This is a genomic window from Rhizobium sp. SL42, assembly GCF_021729845.1.
Classification (GTDB): domain Bacteria; phylum Pseudomonadota; class Alphaproteobacteria; order Rhizobiales; family Rhizobiaceae; genus Allorhizobium.
Genome location: NZ_CP063397.1, coordinates 562255 through 579818 on the forward strand (window position 1 = coordinate 562255; position 17564 = coordinate 579818).

15 protein-coding genes are annotated in these 17564 nt (G+C 62.1%); 9 read left to right on the forward strand and 6 right to left on the reverse strand.

Features of this window, described 5'->3' with window-relative positions:
- A complete protein-coding gene (gene ffh, locus IM739_RS02535) occupies positions 1-1566 on the reverse strand; it encodes a signal recognition particle protein (RefSeq protein WP_237369687.1) in 1566 nt (521 codons plus the stop codon).
- A 362-nt stretch (positions 1567-1928) separates the two neighbouring features.
- Here ffh and IM739_RS02540 point away from each other — a divergent pair, with 362 nt between their 5' ends.
- The 7 genes from IM739_RS02540 (at position 1929) to IM739_RS02570 (ending at position 10347) form a co-directional block, all read left to right on the forward strand.
- Complete coding sequence (locus tag IM739_RS02540) at positions 1929-4172, forward strand: methyl-accepting chemotaxis protein (RefSeq protein ID WP_237369688.1); 2244 nt, start codon at positions 1929-1931, stop codon at positions 4170-4172.
- 148 nt (positions 4173-4320) lie between these two features.
- Positions 4321-5328, forward strand: a complete 1008-nt coding sequence (locus IM739_RS02545; protein ID WP_237369689.1) for an MBL fold metallo-hydrolase — start codon at positions 4321-4323, stop codon at positions 5326-5328.
- A 78-nt stretch (positions 5329-5406) separates the two neighbouring features.
- Entirely contained in the window at positions 5407-6327 is a 921-nt protein-coding gene (dapF, locus tag IM739_RS02550; RefSeq protein WP_237369690.1) for a diaminopimelate epimerase, read from the forward strand.
- On the forward strand, positions 6324-7604 hold the full coding sequence (gene mtaB / locus IM739_RS02555) for a tRNA (N(6)-L-threonylcarbamoyladenosine(37)-C(2))-methylthiotransferase MtaB (protein WP_237369691.1): 1281 nt from the start codon (positions 6324-6326) through the stop codon (positions 7602-7604). Before dapF ends, mtaB begins: the two co-directional genes overlap by 4 nt.
- A gap of 21 nt (positions 7605-7625) precedes the next feature.
- Entirely contained in the window at positions 7626-9071 is a 1446-nt protein-coding gene (ftsY, locus tag IM739_RS02560) for a signal recognition particle-docking protein FtsY (protein ID WP_237369692.1), read from the forward strand.
- Positions 9072-9106: 35 nt separating this feature from the next.
- Complete coding sequence (locus tag IM739_RS02565; RefSeq protein WP_237370948.1) at positions 9107-9757, forward strand: septation protein A; 651 nt, start codon at positions 9107-9109, stop codon at positions 9755-9757.
- Positions 9754-10347 carry a DUF2585 domain-containing protein gene (locus IM739_RS02570; RefSeq protein ID WP_442981081.1) on the forward strand — a complete coding sequence of 198 codons (594 nt, stop codon included), beginning with the start codon at positions 9754-9756 and terminating at the stop codon, positions 10345-10347. Before IM739_RS02565 ends, IM739_RS02570 begins: the two co-directional genes overlap by 4 nt.
- Positions 10348-10388: 41 nt before the next feature.
- Here IM739_RS02570 and IM739_RS02575 read toward each other — a convergent pair whose 3' ends face one another.
- From IM739_RS02575 to ccmA, 5 genes are all read right to left on the reverse strand, one after another.
- Positions 10389-10994, reverse strand: coding sequence for a DsbE family thiol:disulfide interchange protein (locus tag IM739_RS02575; protein ID WP_237369694.1), 606 nt, complete (start codon positions 10992-10994; stop codon positions 10389-10391).
- Positions 10991-11164, reverse strand: a complete 174-nt coding sequence (gene ccmD / locus IM739_RS02580; protein ID WP_237369695.1) for a heme exporter protein CcmD — start codon at positions 11162-11164, stop codon at positions 10991-10993. The genes IM739_RS02575 and ccmD overlap by 4 nt, the downstream gene beginning before the upstream one ends.
- The gene (locus IM739_RS02585) at positions 11161-11928 is read right to left on the reverse strand and encodes a heme ABC transporter permease (protein ID WP_237369696.1); all 768 of its coding nucleotides are present in this window, start codon (positions 11926-11928) and stop codon (positions 11161-11163) included. The genes ccmD and IM739_RS02585 overlap by 4 nt, the downstream gene beginning before the upstream one ends.
- Before the next feature lie 158 nt (positions 11929-12086).
- Entirely contained in the window at positions 12087-12746 is a 660-nt protein-coding gene (gene ccmB / locus IM739_RS02590; protein ID WP_237369697.1) for a heme exporter protein CcmB, read from the reverse strand.
- A complete protein-coding gene (gene ccmA / locus IM739_RS02595) occupies positions 12743-13387 on the reverse strand; it encodes a heme ABC exporter ATP-binding protein CcmA (protein WP_237369698.1) in 645 nt (214 codons plus the stop codon). The genes ccmB and ccmA overlap by 4 nt, the downstream gene beginning before the upstream one ends.
- Positions 13388-13663: 276 nt before the next feature.
- On the opposite strand from ccmA, the gene acnA reads away from it, so the two are divergent.
- Both acnA and IM739_RS02605 read left to right on the forward strand, forming a co-directional pair.
- Positions 13664-16357 carry an aconitate hydratase AcnA gene (acnA, locus tag IM739_RS02600; RefSeq protein WP_237369699.1) on the forward strand — a complete coding sequence of 898 codons (2694 nt, stop codon included), beginning with the start codon at positions 13664-13666 and terminating at the stop codon, positions 16355-16357.
- Positions 16358-16624: 267 nt separating this feature from the next.
- Entirely contained in the window at positions 16625-17323 is a 699-nt protein-coding gene (locus IM739_RS02605) for a DUF1223 domain-containing protein (RefSeq protein ID WP_237370949.1), read from the forward strand.
- Positions 17324-17564 lie beyond the last annotated feature (241 nt).

A 17564-nucleotide genomic window follows, 5' to 3' on the forward strand; every position in this document is an offset into this window, starting at 1 on the left:
TCACTTCTTCTTCGGCAGGCCTGGAAGGCCCGGGAAACCGCCACCGAGACCCGGCAGCTTCGGACCGCCGAGGCCCGGCAGGCCACCGCCGCCCAGACCCGGCAGGCCACCGCCTGGCTTGATGCCGGCGGCTTCGGCCTGCTTGGCCAGCGCCTCGAGCTGCTTGGGGTCGAGGCTGGACAGATCGGGCATGCCGCCCATTCCACCACCGAGGCCCATCTTGGAAGCGAGACCGCCCATCATCTGCTTCATCATGCCGCCGCCCTTCTTGCCGCCCATCATTTTCATCATGTCGGCCATCTGGCGGTGCATTTTCAAAAGCTTGTTGATCTGCGCGGCATCCGTGCCGGAGCCGGCCGCGATGCGCTTCTTGCGGGAATGCTTGAGCAGGTCGGGATTGGCGCGCTCGGCCTTGGTCATCGAGGAGATGATCGCGAGCTGGCGCTTGAACAGCTTGTCGTCGAGACCGGCGGACGCCATCTTGTCCTTCATGCCGGCCATGCCGGGCATCATGCCCATGATGCCGCCCATGCCGCCCATCTTCTGCATCTGGCCGATCTGGTCGGCGAGATCGTTGAGGTCGAACTTTCCCTTGGCCATGCGGGCAGCCATGGCGGCTGCCTTTTCGGCATCGATGTTCTCGGCAGCCTTCTCGACCAGCGAGACGATGTCGCCCATGCCGAGAATGCGGTCTGCGATACGGCGCGGGTGGAACTCGTCGAGTTCCGACATCTTTTCACCGACACCGATCAGCTTGATCGGCTTGCCGGTGACGGCGCGCATCGAAAGGGCAGCACCGCCGCGGCCATCGCCATCCATGCGGGTGAGCACGAGACCGGTGATGCCGACGCGCTCGTCGAAATTGCGCGCAAGATTGACCGCGTCCTGGCCGGTCAGCGCATCGGCGACCAGCAGGATTTCATGCGGCTTCGAGCGGGCCTTGATCTCGGCCATCTCGATCATCAGCGGCTCGTCGATATGGGTACGACCGGCGGTGTCGAGGATGACGACGTCATGGCCGCCAAGCTTTGCAGCCTGGACGGCGCGCGCGGCGATATCGGTCGGCGACTGGCCGGCGATCACCGGCAGCGTATCGATGCCGGTCTGGACGCCGAGCTGGCGAAGCTGTTCCTGGGCCGCCGGACGACGCGTGTCGAGCGAGGCCATCAGGACCTTTTTCTTGTCGCGGTCGGTCAGGCGCTTGGCGATCTTGCCCGACGTCGTGGTCTTGCCCGAGCCCTGCAGGCCGACCATCATGATCACGACCGGAGCAGCCGCCATCAGGTCGACGCCGACACCTTCGGTGCCGAGCATTTCGACAAGCTCGTCATGGACGATCTTGACGACCATCTGTCCCGGCTTGATCGATTTCAGGACGGCGGCGCCGACAGCCTTTTCGCGAACCCGTTCGGTGAAGCCGCGCACGACCTCAAGCGCAACGTCGGCTTCCAGAAGCGCACGACGAACCTCGCGCAACGCCGCCGAGACATCTGCCTCGGACAATGCGCCACGGCCGGTCAGTCCATTCAGAATGGAACCAAGGCGGTCCTGGAGGTTTTCAAACATCGGCTCTTCCTTGCTCGGTTTCGGATACCCGAAACCTCGGTATTTCCTTGGACGAAAACAAGACGCAAAGCCAAAAAGCACCCGAGGGCGCATCGCGCTGTCGGGTGTTGACCTCCGGGATCTGTTTATACCTTGCGGGTCCCGGTCGGCGGCTCGGAGTGCTTGTCTCGTCGCAGATGGCCGGGATAAACAGCAAAACGCTGGGAAAGTCAACAATGCTGCCAACAGATGCAACCTGAGGGCAAAGCGGAAACGGCCCGCGCCACAAGAATGCACCCCTCATAACTCGCTAATTCAGAATTTACATAAATTTGAATGTTTTCCATGACTTTCTCCTCACGGACGGGATCGAGGAGAGCACCATGACCGAAACGACAATCAAACGACCCCTTTGGGTCAAAATCACGGCCTATGGCTTTGCTGCGGTTCTGTTTACCAGCGCTGCCATTGGCGGCACGGCCTGGTATCGCCAGTCGAACATGAACGAGGACGCGCTGCGCAAGGAAATGCAGAGCGACCTGGCGCTGATCGAAAACGACATGAATGCCCAGAAGAAGACGGCATCGACCGTGGCGCTGGCGCTGGCCGGAGAGCCCGAAACAGCGGGGCTGATCGAAAGCAATGCGCGTGATGAGATCATCAAGCGCTATTCCGGCAGCCTGCCCGAAATCGTCAGTTCCGGCGGCGTCCAGCTGATCACCTTCATCAATGCAAAGGGCGAGGCCGTTGCCCGCGTTCACACGCCGGACAAGTTCGGCGATGACATGACGGGTCGGCGCAAGACGGTCGTCGGCGCGCTGGCAAGCGGCAAGCTGGTCGCCGGCACCGAACCCGGCCGGACCGCGGTCAGCATGTTTGCCTCAGCGCCAGTTCTCCGCGATGGCAAGGTGGTCGGCGTCGTCGATACCGGAACGAGCCTTGCCAACGCGTATTTCAAGCCGCTGGCGGAACGCATCCAGGGCGAAATCGCAGTGCATGTCCTCGTCGAAGGAAAGCTGGTTCAGCAGGCATCGACGCTAGGCGACAAGCCGCTTCTGTCGGACGAGCAGCTGAAGTCCGTTTTTGACGGGAAGCCTGTAAAGGCGCAGATGACGGAAGGCGGACGCAGCTACATCGTCGAAGGTGTGCCGTTCAACAATTTCTCCGGCGACAAGATCGGTGTCATGACGATCGCCTCCGATGTGACGCCGATCGTCGAAGGCAGCCGCGAGGCGCTCTGGACGACCGCCATCGTGACCGTTCTCGTCGCATTGCTGTCGTCGCTCGGTTTCCTGTTCTTTGCCCGTTCGCTGGCATCCGTCATCGCCAATATCACCGGCACGATCTCCCGTCTGGCCGCCAACGATCTGTCGGCAACCGTCGACAATGGCAATCGTCCCGACGAGATCGGCGCCATGGCGCGTGCCGTCCAGGTGTTGAAAGACAATGCCATCCGGGCCGTGCATCTCGAAAACGAGGCCGACAGCCAGCGCAGCCAGAGCGAAGACGAACGTCGCCGCACAGCCCAGCTGGAACACCAGCGTGCGGAAGCGATGAGCAAGGCCACCTCGACCCTGGCCGATGGCCTGAAGCATCTGGCGGCCGGTGACCTGTCCTTCCAGATCAACCAGCAGCTCGACGCCGATTTCGAAACCCTGCGGACGGACTTCAACCTTGCCGTCTCGCAGCTGCGCCAGACGCTTGCCGAAGTCGCCCAGGCCGGCGGTGCAATCGACAGCGGTTCACGCGAGATCAGCCAGAGCACCGACGATCTGTCGAAGCGCACCGAACAGCAGGCCGCTTCGCTCGAAGAAACGGCAGCAGCGCTCGACGAAATCACGGTCAATGTCAGCAATTCCTCCAAGCGCGCCGAAGAGGCACGGTCGGTCGCCATCCAGGCCAATGACAGCGCCCGCCAGTCCGGCGCCGTCGTGGCAAACGCGGTCGCGGCCATGGGCAAGATCGAGCAGTCCTCCGGCCAGATCTCGAACATCATCGGCGTGATCGACGATATCGCCTTCCAGACCAACCTTCTGGCCCTGAATGCAGGCGTCGAGGCCGCCCGTGCCGGTGAAGCCGGCAAGGGTTTTGCCGTCGTCGCCCAGGAAGTGCGCGAGCTGGCGCAGCGCTCGGCCAATGCGGCCAAGGAGATCAAGACGCTGATCCGCAATTCCAGCGACGAAGTGTCGAGCGGCGTCAAGCTGGTCAGCGAGACCGGCGAAGTGCTGAAGACGATCGAAGCCTATATTGTCACGATCAACCAGCACATGGATTCGATCGCCACGTCGGCGCGCGAACAGTCGGTCGGCCTGTCGGAAGTCAACATGGCGGTCAACCAGATGGACCAGGTTACCCAGCAGAACGCCGCCATGGTGGAAGAGGCCAACGCGGCCTGCGCGACCCTTGCCGGAGAAGCCAATCGCCTGCGCGACCTGATCCGCCAGTTCCAGCTCGGCAACAGTGCAGATTCACTGCGCTCCGTTGCGGCAGAAATGGCCGCACCGCGACGCTCCGCAACTCCGGCCCCTGCGCCCGCAGCCGCCGCATCGCCGCGTCGCGCACCGGTTCGCGTGGCAGCAGGCGGTGTTGCCGTCAGCGCGGAAAACCAGGACTGGCAGGAATTCTGATCCGATCCAGACCGGCGCCACCTCAACGTGGCGCCGGTCTCTGTCCTTGCCACGACCAGTCAGGCAAGGCAATTTTTGCGAACGCCGCTGGATACCGTCACCCGTCTCTCCCATATGCTGACACATCAAGGGCAACAGGACGGTTGAAGTGACGGTGACAGGCAACAAGAATCCCTATTACAGCGGTCCCGTTTCCGATCATTTCGACGGCACACGATTTTTCAATCCCAATGGCGTGGCCCCCGGCAGTTTCCGCGACGTGCTGAAATGGCAGTTCAACGGCAAGCGCGCCCGATGGCCGAAGTCGGTCACCAGCCCGTTTGCCGGGGCAAAACCGACAGAACGCATTACCGGTGAGGATCTGCGGGTAACCATGGTCGGCCACGCCACCCTTCTGATCCAGGTGGCCGGGCTCAATATCCTGACCGATCCGCTGTGGTCGAGACGCGCCAGCCCCCTCTCCTTTGCCGGACCCAAACGGGTCGTGGCGCCGGGCATCGCCTTTGCCGACCTGCCGCCGATCGACCTCGTGCTCGTCTCCCACAATCACTACGATCATCTCGATGTCGCGACGTTGAAACGCCTGCACAAACATCATTCGCCACGGATCGTCACGCCGCTGGGTAATGACACGATCATCCGTCGGGCCATCCCGGATGCCGAGATCGCGGCGCTCGACTGGGGCGCCGAGGCCAGCATCTGCCCCGGAGTGCGCATCGTAGCGGAGCCGAGCCACCATTGGTCGGCCCGCGGAACCGGCGACCGCAGCATGGCGCTCTGGGCCGCTTTCGTTATCGAGACGCCGGCAGGCCGGATCTATCACGTCGGCGACACTGGCTTTCACGACGGGATCAACTATGCCAGCGCCGCCGAAAAGTATGACAGCTTCCGCCTCGCCATCCTGCCATTCGGCGCCTATGAGCCGCGCTGGTTCATGAAGGGACAGCACCAGAACCCGGAAGAAGCCGTCCGCGGCATGCTGGCATGTCGGGCAGCCCATGTCGCCGGCCACCATTTTGGCACGTTCCAGCTGACCGACGAAGCGATCGATCATCCTGTCGCCGAGCTGCGCACGGCACTCGACCAGCACGGCGTCGATGCCGCGCTTTTCCGTGCGCTGCTGCCGGGAGAGGTATTCGACGTTCCGGCAGGGTGAGGCGCTTCGCGCTGCAGCACTGGTAATTTCATCGCTTTTCCGCCATATAAACCCTCAACAGGGCAAGGAAGCATGGAAATGGACAATCGGGTCGACTTCGCGAAGATGAACGGGCTTGGCAACAAGATCCTGGTCGTCGACATGCGCGGCCGCACGGATCGTGTCACCCCGGCAGCGGCCATTTCGCTGGCTGCCGATACTGAAACCCGGTTCGACCAGATCATGGCGATCCACGATCCGAAGATCGATGGCACCGACGCCTATATCGACATTCTCAACTGCGATGGCACGAAGGCCCAGGCTTGCGGCAATGGCACGCGCTGCGTCGTGCAGGCGCTGGCCGCGGAAACCGGCCGCAAGACCTTCACCTTCCAGACCATTGCCGGCATTTTGAACGCCGCCGAACATGCCGACGGAACCATTTCGGTCGACATGGGCAAACCCGTCTTCGAATGGGACCGCATCCCGCTGGCGGAAGAGTTCTACGATACAAGCAAGATCGAGTTGCAGATCGGCCCGATCGACGCACCGGTCCTGCATTCTCCATCGGTGATGTCGATGGGCAATCCGCATGCGATCTTCTGGATCGACCGGGACCCGATGGACTTCGATCTGGAACGCTTCGGCCCGCTGCTGGAAAACCATCCGATTTTTCCCGAAAAGGCCAATATCACCCTGGCTCACGTCACGTCCAAGACCACGATGACCACCCGTACCTGGGAGCGCGGTGCCGGCCTGACACTCGCCTGTGGCTCTGCCGCCTGCGCGGCGGCGGTTTCGGGCGCACGCACCGGCCGTACCGACCGCAAGGTGACGATTACCGTCGCATCGAGTCCCGATCGTGGATCCCTGACGATCGAATGGCGCGAAAGCGATAGCAAGGTGATCATGACCGGTCCTGCCGAATGGGAATGGTCCGGATCTGTCGATCCTGTCGGCGGCAACTGGCAACGCGACACGGACAATGGCGGCAGTATCGTCGGGGCCTCCGCCTCGTGAGCGGCATCGACGTCATCACCTTCGGCTGTCGCCTCAACACCTACGAATCCGAAGTGATGAAGGCCGAAGCCGCCAGGGCCGGGCTGAACAACGCCATTCTGGTCAATACCTGTGCCGTCACCGGCGAGGCCGTGAAGCAGGCCCGCCAGGCGATCCGCCGTGCGCGCCGCGAAAACCCCGACACCCGCATCATCGTGACCGGCTGCGCCGCCCAGACGGATGCAGCAGGCTTTGCCGCCATGCCGGAAGTCGATGCCGTGCTCGGCAACGAGGAGAAGCTGCAGGCCGAGACCTATCGCCGGCTACCGGATTTCGGTGTCTCGGCCGAAGAAAAGCTGCGCGTCAACGACATCATGAGCGTGACCGAGACTGCACCGCAGATGGTTGGTCATATCGATGGCCATGTCCGTGGCTTCCTGCAGGTGCAGAATGGCTGCGACCATCGCTGCACCTTCTGCATCATCCCCTATGGCCGCGGCAATTCCCGCTCGGTCCCGATGGGCGCCGTGGTCGCGCAGGCCCGCAGGCTGGTGGAAAACGGCTATCGCGAACTGGTGCTGACCGGCGTTGATGCCACCAGCTACGGCGCCGACCTGCCCGGCAGGCCAACGCTCGGACAACTGGCCAAGACGCTGCTGAAACAGGTGCCGGAAATACTCAGGCTGCGGCTGTCCTCGATCGACAGCATCGAGGTCGACCGGCATCTTTTCGACCTGATCGCCGACGAGCCGCGTTTCATGCCGCACCTGCATCTGTCGCTGCAGCATGGCGACGACCTGATCCTGAAGCGCATGAAGCGCCGTCATTCCAGTGCGGATGCGCTCGCTTTCGCCCGACAGGTCCGTGACCTTCGCCCTGGATTCGCCTTCGGCGCAGACATGATCGCCGGCTTTCCGACGGAGACGGAGGAGATGGCCGCCAATTCCGCGCGCCTGGCAGAGGCGATCGGCATCGCCCATCTGCATGTCTTTCCCTACAGCCCCCGCCCCGGAACGCCGGCGGCCCGCATGCCGCAGCACGACCGCGCCGTGGTCAAGGCGCGCGCCTCCGCTTTGCGCGCCGTGGCCGAGCGCTTGCATGTGGCCCACCTCGACCGTCTGACGGGCACGCGACAAATGCTGCTGGTCGAACGCAACGAAATGGCCCATACGGAAGACTTCACCTTCGTCTCAGCGCCGGGCTTTACGCCGGGCATGCTGGCCGAAGTTTCGATCGGCGGCCACAATGGCCGCCATCTGACGATTGCATCGGCAACGGCCGCCAGCGCTGCAGCCTGAGAAGACGGAATAACACGACCCATGGCTCTCGGTTTCATCAGGAAAGTCTTCACCTTCGGCAAGGAAAAGCCGTCCGAATCGGTTGTGGAGCCTATTGACGACAAGGCGCTGCCGCCCGAGGTCGAGGCCGCGATCATCGCCGAAAGCGAACCGCATGACCATGTCGAGGACCTGCCGCTGGCGGAAGACCCGGTCCTTGCCGAAGAGATCGACACCGCAGGCGGCCCGGCACCGGATCTCGCGGAAGAACCCCCGCTGCTAGGCGCGCCTGAGCCGATAACGGCGGAAAACGATCTGGCAATCGTGCCGCTGGAGTTGCTGAAAGCCGAAGAAGCGGCCGGGCAGCAGGGCGTCGCCGACGCCGAGCCGGCAGCGGTCGACATGCCTGTATTCCATGAAAACCCGGTCCAGCCGGCGGATATCCCGCATGGCGAGATCACCGAAACCGTCGATGCAGAACCGGTGCCGGCACCGCTTGCGCTGCCGAAGGGCTTTGCCACGGCGGACAGCCTGCCGGTCGAACCGGTGGCTGCGGCTCCGGCGACTAAGCTGACCTGGTTCCAGCGCCTGACGGCCGGCCTGTTTCGCACATCCTCGCAACTCACCAGCCAGATCACAGCGCTGTTCACCAAGCGCAAGCTGGACGAAGAAACGCTTGAAGAACTGGAAGACCTTCTGATCCAGGCCGATCTCGGCGTCGAGACCGCGCTCCGTGTCACTGACACGTTGTCATCAGAGCGCTACGGCAAGGACGTGACCGGCGAGGACGTGACCCGGATCATGGCCGGCGAGATCACCAAGGTGCTCAAGCCGGTCGCCAAACCGCTGGCGCTCGACCTCAATCACAAGCCGCATGTCATTCTGGTGGTCGGCGTCAACGGTACCGGCAAGACCACCACGATCGGCAAGCTCGCCGCAAAACTCTCGGGCTCCGGCCTGAAGGTCATGCTGGCCGCCGGCGACACATTCCGTGCAGCAGCGATCGAACAGCTGAAGATCTGGGCCGACCGCACCGGCTCCACCTTCGTCGGCACCAGGCTTGGCGCCGATGCCTCAGGCCTCGCCTATGATGCCTTCGAGCGCGCCAGGGCCGAAAAGGCCGATGTGCTGATCATCGACACGGCCGGCAGGCTGCAGAACAAGACCGAGCTGATGGCCGAGCTGGAAAAGATCGTCCGCGTGCTCGGCAAGCTCGATCCCGACGCGCCGCATACCGTGCTGCAGACGCTGGACGCGACCACCGGCCAGAACGCGATGAACCAGGTCGAGATCTTCCGCAATGTCGCCGGCGTCAACGGCCTGATCATGACCAAGCTGGACGGCACGGCCCGCGGCGGCATTCTTGTCGCCATTGCCGCCAAGCACAAACTGCCGGTCTATTTCATCGGCGTTGGCGAAGGCGTCGACGACCTCGAGCCCTTCGAGGCCGAGGATTTCGCCAGCGCCATTGCAGGCATCGCCCGATGAACGATTTTCCGGACAAAACCACGAAAGACGACGACATGACCGCCCATTCCAGCGACATCGAGGCGAGCCCGGCCGAGAAGCATCATCCGATGTTGAAGATGGCCCTCGAGCTTGGCCCCTTGCTCGTCTTCTTCTTCGGCAACCTGCGCGGCGAATGGCTGGCCAAGACCTTTCCGGCCCTGACCGCTGTCGGCGGCCCGCTATTCATCGCAACCGCGCTGTTCATGGTGGCGACGATCGCATCGCTGATTGCCTCGAAACTGATCTTCAAGCACCTGCCGATCATGCCCTTTGTCTCGGGCATCGTTGTCATGGTGTTTGGCACACTGTCGATCTGGCTGCAGGACGAGACCTTCATCAAGATGAAGCCGACCATCGTCAACTCGCTGTTCGGCGTGGTCCTGCTCGGGGGGCTGCTGTTCGGCAAATCGCTGCTCGGCTATGTCTTCAATGCCGCCTTCCAGCTTGATGCGGAAGGGTGGCGGAAGCTGACACTGCGCTGGGGCATATTCTTCCTGTTCCTCGCCGTGATCAACGAACTTGTCTGGCGCAATTTCTCCAATGATGTCTGGGTGAATTTCAAGGTGTGGGGCACCATGCCGATCACCATCCTGTTCACCCTCGCCCAGATGCCGCTGATCATGAAGCACTCGCTTGAAGATGAAGCCGCAGGCCGCCAGGAATGAGTATGCCGACGATGACCGAAAGCGAAAGCAGATCCAGCCTGAGCTTCTGGCTGATCGCCACGGCCGTCGTGCTGATCGTCCAGATCGCCGCACAATACTTCATGGGCCGGCTGTGGATCTGCTCTTGCGGCTACATCAAGCTGTTCGAGCCGGGCGTCAACACGCCGGGCAATTCCCAGCATCTGTTTGACTGGTACACGCCCTCGCACATCATTCACGGCTTCCTGTTCTACCTGCTTGGCTGGGCCATTCTGCGCAAGGCGTCGATCGGCGCGCGCCTGACATTGGCGGCCGTCATCGAGGCGGGATGGGAAATTCTGGAAAACTCGCCGCTCATCATCAACCGCTACCGGTCCGCGACCATGGCGATCGGATACGAGGGCGACAGCATCCTGAATTCGGCCATGGACATGGTCGCGATGATCGCCGGCTTCTGGTTTGCCGCGCGTGCGCCGATCTGGCTGACGGTGGCAATTGCCATCGGCTTCGAACTCGCCACGGGCTACATCATCCGCGACAATCTGACCCTCAATGTGCTGATGCTGGTCTGGCCGGTCGACGCGATCAAGGAATGGCAAGCGGCGCTCTGAGCATCTCAGGCGGCCTCAAACGGCTTTGATCCGTGGTTCAGCTAGCTGCCGGCGGCCAGCGCCTTTTCGATCGCCGGCATCAGCTGCGTCTCGATCGACTGCGGATCGAACGGACCGACCTTCTTGTAGAGGATCGTGCCATCGGGGGCGACGAGATAGCTTTCCGGAATGCCATAGACACCCCAGTCGATGGCCGCCTTGCCGTTCGGATCAATGCCGATCGCCTGGAAGGGATTGCCGAGTTCACCGAGAAAACGCAGCGCATTGTCGTTTCGGTCCTTGTAGTTGATGCCGACCAGCGTGATGCGCGGATCCCTCGACAGTTCCAGCAACATCGGATGCTCCTCGCGGCATGGCACGCACCAGGAGGCAAAGACGTTGACCAGCGTCAGCTTGCCGGCCATCGCGGCCGTCGTCAGAGCCGGCCTCTCGGAGCCTTCGAGCGCGGGCAGGGACAATTCCGGCGCCTTGGTTCCGATCAGCGCCGAGGGTATGACGGAAATGTCGCGGCCGTTGACGTCCTGCTCGTAGAGCATCTTGGCCGCGGTCCCCGCGATCACGGTAAAGAAAGCCAGCGGCAGCAGCGCGAAGACATAGCGGCCGAACCCCTTGCGGGACGTGCCAGGATCGGAGGGCCGCGTGTTCATGCCCCCTCACCCGGCTTGACGGCAGTGGAGCGGCGGCGAATGCCGGAAGCCTCAAGCGCCTTCAACTCGCCCTGCCGTGCCCGGCCGTCGAGCCAGACCCAGCCGATGAGCACAAGACAGACCAGCGCCGTCAGGAGATAGGAACCATAGATATAGAATGCGTGGCTCATGCGGCGTGCTCCCGGCTGGCCTGGCGGGCGGCCATTCGGCGCTGGGCGCTGACACGGCGCCGCCAGATCTCGTTGCGCATCGCGGCAAAATGCAGGGTGAAGAACAGCATGGTGAAGGCAACGGCCATCACCAGCAACGGCCGGAGGAATTCCGGATCCACCGTCGGCCCATCCAGCCTGATGACGCTTGCCGGCTGGTGCAACGTGTTCCACCACTCGACCGAGAACTTGATGATCGGGATATTGACGAAACCGACCAGGATCAGCACGGAACTCAGGCGCGCCGCCCGGGACGGATCGTCCATCGCACGGTTGAGCGCAATCAGGCCGAGATACATCAGGAACAGCACGAAGACCGAGGTCAGGCGCGCATCCCAGACCCACCAGGTGCCCCACATCGGCTTGCCCCAGAGCGAACCCGTGATCAATGCGATCAGCGTGAAGGCAGCGCCAAGCGGGGCTGCGGCCTTGTGGCTTACATCGGCCAGCGGATGGCGCCAGACCAGGGTGCCGATCGCCGACAGGGCCATCACCGAATAGCACATCATCGACAGCCAGGCGGCCGGCACATGCACATACATGATGCGCACAGTATCGCCCTGCTGGTAGTCGCCCTCGGTGGTGAAGCTCATGTAGAGACCGACGAAAAACAACAGCACCGTGATGCCGGAAAGCCACGGCAGAACACGCGCCGTCAGCGCCAGAAAACGCGTCGGATTGGCGAGATCGCCGATTTTCGAGATGGCAAGGCTGGTATCGCTCATGAGACTGCTTCTAACCTGTCATCCCTGTTGCTGCAATTGATCCTGGTCAATCCAGGGTCACGAAGGCGTTTCCGACGGATACGGATCACCGGTAACGCATCCTCTCTGTGTTCACTCGGTTTCGAACGCAAAACCGTGACGCCGTTTTGCTGGAATGGCTAGTCTGCGGCGTTGCGCAGGGCAAGTGCCGCCGCCAGCGGACCGATAACCGCGAAGAACAGCATGATCGCGACCAGAAACAGGAAGGGTGGCATAAATGGGGCCGGGTCCTCGACAGCGGCATACGAGGCGCTGACTCCGAAGATCAGCACCGGGATCGCCAGAGGCAGGACGAGGATAGAGACAAGCAGACCCCCGCGCGGCAGCGCCACCGCGACTGCGGCGCCGGCAGCGCCGATGAAGGTGATCGCCGGCGACCCGACCAGCAGCGTCAGCATCACCGCCCCGATCGCCACCTCGCTCATGTTCATGAACAATCCGAGCAGCGGCGATGCGATGACCAGCGGCAGGCCGGTCGCCACCCAATGGGCGAGGCACTTGACGAGCACCGTCAATACCAGAGGCGTCTCCTGCATCAGGATCACATCCAGCGCACCGTCGTCACGTTCGGCCTGAAACAGACGGTCCAGCCCGAGCAGCGCCGACAGCAGGGCACCGATCCAGACGATCGCCGGACCAATGCGCGCCAGGAGATTGAGATCGGGACCGACGCCGAAGGGAATGACGGCAACGACCGTCATGAAAAACAGGACCCCGATCAAGGCGCCGCCACCGGCACGGACGGAAAGCTTCAGGTCACGCAGGAAAAGCGCGATCATTGCACGCCCTCCATCTCTTCATGGTCGAAACCGCGCATCTCGAGTTGCTGCGCGCCGTCCAGCCCGAGCGGCTGATGTGTCGCGGCGAGCACGATGCCGCCCGCGCCACGATGACGACGCACAAGGCCTTCGAACATTTCATCGGCGCGCGAATCAAGTGCGGCCGTCGGTTCATCGAGGATCCAGATCGGCCGGTGAGCGACGAGCAGTCGCGCCATGGCGAATCGCCGCTGCTGGCCGGCGGAAAGATAACCATAGGGAAGATGGGTAATGTCTGCGAGACCGACGGTCATGGCCGCATCCTGGACAGACATACTCTCGCCGCCGACATCGCCAAGATAGCGGCGCCAGAAATCGAGGTTCTCGTGAACGGTCAACTCTCGCTTCATGCCGTTGCGATGACCAAGATAATGGCTGAATTCCCCCGCCGGACGCATCTCGCCATCGCCGGAAATCTGGCATTCCGCCTGCCCTGTCTCAGGTCGCAGAAGCCCTGCAACGACACGCAGAAGCGTTGATTTTCCAGAGCCGTTGCGGCCGGTGAGAACCAGCGCCTCGCCCGGACCCAAGTCAAAGGAAATGTTTACGAAAATGAATTCCTCACCGCGTCGCGCGCTCAGGTTTTCTACCGTCAGGCGCATGGCCGACCCTTCATTAAGATTTTAATCATCGCGTTGCAAAATTTTGTCAAAATTCGCCATTGGTCGGTCTGGAACCTTTCTTAGAAACTATCTATAAGACCTGCAAGCACGCCAGCGGTCGGCGTGAACTTCATCCTTGTGCCGAACATGAACGTTGCGACAGCAATATTTCACGGGCGGACAGCGGAAATGGCCGTACCCGCATCCTGATGTGCATGAAGTGCATAGGCGTCCGCACGATTGTGTTGGCTATCAGTATCAGCGGGGTTTCTATCCGTGGCTAAATCACTCGACAGTTTCAACTGCCGTTCGGTCTTGACCGTTAACGGCAAAGACTATGTCTACTACAGCATCCCGAAGGCCGAGGCGAACGGCCTCGCCGGCGTGTCGAAGCTGCCCTATTCCATGAAGGTCCTGCTGGAAAACCTCCTGCGCAACGAGGACGGTCGTTCCGTCTTCAAGAAGGACATCGAGGCCATCGCCGCCTGGCTCGTCGACAAGGGCACGGCCGAAAACGAAATCGCCTATCGCCCGGCCCGCGTCCTGATGCAGGACTTCACCGGCGTTCCGGCGGTTGTCGACCTGGCTGCCATGCGCGATGCTATGGTCAACCTCGGTGGCGATCCGGAAAAGATCAACCCGCTCGTTCCCGTCGACCTCGTCATCGACCACTCGGTCATCGTTGACGAATTCGGCACGCCGACGGCATTCGCCCGCAACGTCGAGCTCGAATACGAGCGCAACGGCGAACGTTACCGCTTCCTCAAGTGGGGCCAGCAGGCGTTCAAGAACTTTCGCGTCGTACCGCCCGGCACCGGCATCTGTCATCAGGTCAACCTCGAATACCTCGGCCAGACCGTCTGGACCAAGGATGAGGACGGCGAAACGATCGCCTATCCCGACACTTGCGTCGGCACCGATTCTCACACGACCATGATCAACGGTCTCGGCGTTCTCGGCTGGGGCGTGGGTGGCATCGAAGCCGAAGCCGCCATGCTCGGCCAGCCGGTGTCCATGCTGCTGCCGGAAGTCATCGGCTTCAAGCTGACCGGCAAAGTCAAGGAAGGCGTCACAGCGACCGACCTCGTGCTCACCGTCGTCCAGATGCTGCGCAAGAAGGGCGTCGTGTCGAAATTCGTCGAATTCTTCGGCCCGGGCCTCGATTCGATGTCGCTCGCCGACCGTGCGACCATTGGCAACATGGGCCCGGAATATGGCGCGACCTGCGGCTTCTTCCCGGTTGATGGCGAAACCATCAACTACCTGACCATGTCGGGCCGCGCCAAGGACCGCATCGCGCTGGTGGAAGCCTATTCCAAGGTTCAGGGCATGTGGCGCGACGGCGACGGCTCCGAACTGGTGTTCACCGACACGCTCGAACTCGACCTCGGCGACGTCGTGCCGTCGATGGCCGGCCCGAAGCGTCCGGAAGGCCGCCTGCCGCTCGAAACCATCGCACCGAATTTCGCGACGGCCCTGGAAACCGACTACAAGAAGCCGGGCCAGCTGACCAATCGCTATGCGGTTGAAGGCACCGACTATGATATTGGCCATGGCGACGTGGCGATTGCCGCCATCACCTCGTGCACCAACACCTCGAACCCGAGCGTATTGATCGCAGCGGGCCTCCTGGCACGCAATGCCGTTGCCAAGGGCCTCAAGTCCAAGCCGTGGGTGAAGACCTCGCTGGCACCGGGATCGCAGGTTGTCGGCGAATATCTCGCCAAGTCCGGCCTGCAGACGTCTCTCGACGCACTCGGCTTCAACCTCGTCGGCTTCGGCTGCACGACCTGCATCGGCAATTCCGGCCCGCTGCCGGGTCCGATCTCGAAGACGATCAACGACAAGGGCCTGATCACCGCCGGCGTGCTGTCGGGCAACCGCAACTTCGAAGGCCGTATCTCGCCGGACGTCCAGGCGAACTACCTGGCCTCGCCGCCGCTGGTCGTCGCCTATGCGCTGGCCGGTACGGTCCAGAAGGACCTGACCAAGGAGCCGATCGGTGAAGACCAAGCCGGCAACCCGGTCTACCTGAAGGATATCTGGCCGACCTCGCACGAGATCCAGGAATTCATCCTGAAATACGTCACCCGCGAACTTTACGAATCGAAGTATGCCGACGTATTCAAGGGTGACGAGAACTGGCAGGCCGTTCAGGTTCCTGCCGGCCAGACCTATGCCTGGGACGACAAGTCGACCTATGTGCAGAACCCGCCTTACTTCGTTGGCATGGGCAAGACCGGCACCGGCCTGAAGAACATCAAGGGCGCCCGCGTTCTTGGTCTCTTCGGCGACAAGATCACCACCGACCATATCTCGCCTGCCGGTTCGATCAAGGCGGCTTCGCCTGCCGGCGCCTACCTCACCGAAAACGGCGTGGCTGTGGCCGACTTCAACCAGTACGGCACGCGTCGCGGCAACCATGAAGTGATGATGCGCGGCACGTTTGCCAACATCCGCATTCGCAATCACATGCTCGGCCCGAACGGCAAGGAAGGTGGCTACACCATCCACTATCCGTCCAAGGAAGAGATGTCGATCTACGACGCGGCCATGCAGTACAAGGCTGAAGGCACGCCGCTGGTCATCTTCGCCGGCGTCGAATACGGCAACGGCTCGTCGCGCGACTGGGCTGCCAAGGGCACCAACCTGCTCGGCGTACGCGCCGTGATCGCCCAGTCCTTCGAGCGTATCCACCGCTCGAACCTGGTCGGCATGGGCGTCGTTCCCTTCGTCTTCGAGGAAGGCACGACTTGGGCAAGCCTGAACCTGAAGGGTGACGAGATCGTCGAGATCGACGGCCTGGAAGGCGACATCAAGCCGCGTGAAAAGAAGATCGCCAAGATCACGTATGGCGACGGCACGGTGAAGGAGCTTCCGATCCTCTGCCGCATCGATACGCTGGATGAAGTCACCTACATGAACAACGGCGGCATTCTGCAGACCGTTCTTCGCGACCTGGCCGCCTGATCGCGTCAAGCCTCTGAATGAATGAGCCGCCGGCCCCCAGCCGGCGGCTTTTTTGTAGGGCCGGCGCGCCGGAAAGAAACGATGACGCAAATTTCACCCCATCGTGACTTTGCTGTCGGCGATGGAAGGGCTATCTCTGCACAACCGCAAAGCAAGGCTACGTCACGGACAATGCGACTGGACACTGCATCTATGAACAGGAAAAGCGCGCTGGGCCATCTGGCAGCGAATTGTGCGATCTTGTTCTGCCTGGCAGCCCCGCCCGTCATGGCGGAAGAGATCGTCAAGCCGAAGGGCGTGGTCGAGCTTTTCACCTCGCAAGGCTGTCGCTCCTGCCCGCCGGCTGACCGGGCATTCGAGCAGCTTGTGCGCCAGGGAGACGTCGTTGCTCTCGCCTATCACGTCGACTACTGGAACTATCTCGGCTGGGCCGACACACTGGCGTCCTCTGAAAACACCGAGCGGCAATATGGCTATGCCAAGTCCTTTGGCCGCAGCGGTGTCTACACGCCCCAGGCCGTGCTCAATGGCCGCGACCATCTGAAGGGTACCGACGCGGTCGAAATCAATCGCCGGATCGACAGCATGAACGGCAAGGGGCTGGGGCTGGTCGTCCCGATCGACACCCGACGCACCGGCGACGAGCTGACAATTTCGATCGGCGCCGGCACGGTCGCCGGCATCGGCAAGGCCGATGTCGTGGTCGTCTATTTCCGTGAAAATCAGACGGTTGAAGTGCTCAAGGGCGAAAATACCGGCCAGAAACTCAATTACTGGCACAGCGTAACGGATGTCCAGACCGTCGGCATGTGGGACGGCAAGCCGCTCGACATCGTGCTGCCGGCAAAGGTCATCGGCTCCGACAAGAGCGACGGGTGTGCCGTGCTGTTGCAGGCCGCAAGCCAGGACGGCCAGCCATCGCGGATCATCGGCGCCACGGTGATGATCGAAAAGCACAAGATCTGAGAAAGTTCTGGATCAGAAAACCTGGAGCGGTCCGGCCCGGAAGCATTGGGGGGCTGGGGGTAAGGGGTCAATGCGCCAGACCGGACCTTTTTGGCGCCAGGCGCCAACCAAGTTGATTGGTTATGTTTCATCGCAAATCTGGGCGCTGTTTTGTTCAAAATGCGGCAGATACGATTTTCTCTGTCCGGGGTAGATTCCGGGGTGACGGACGTCACCGACACCAACACCTTTTGGCCGATAC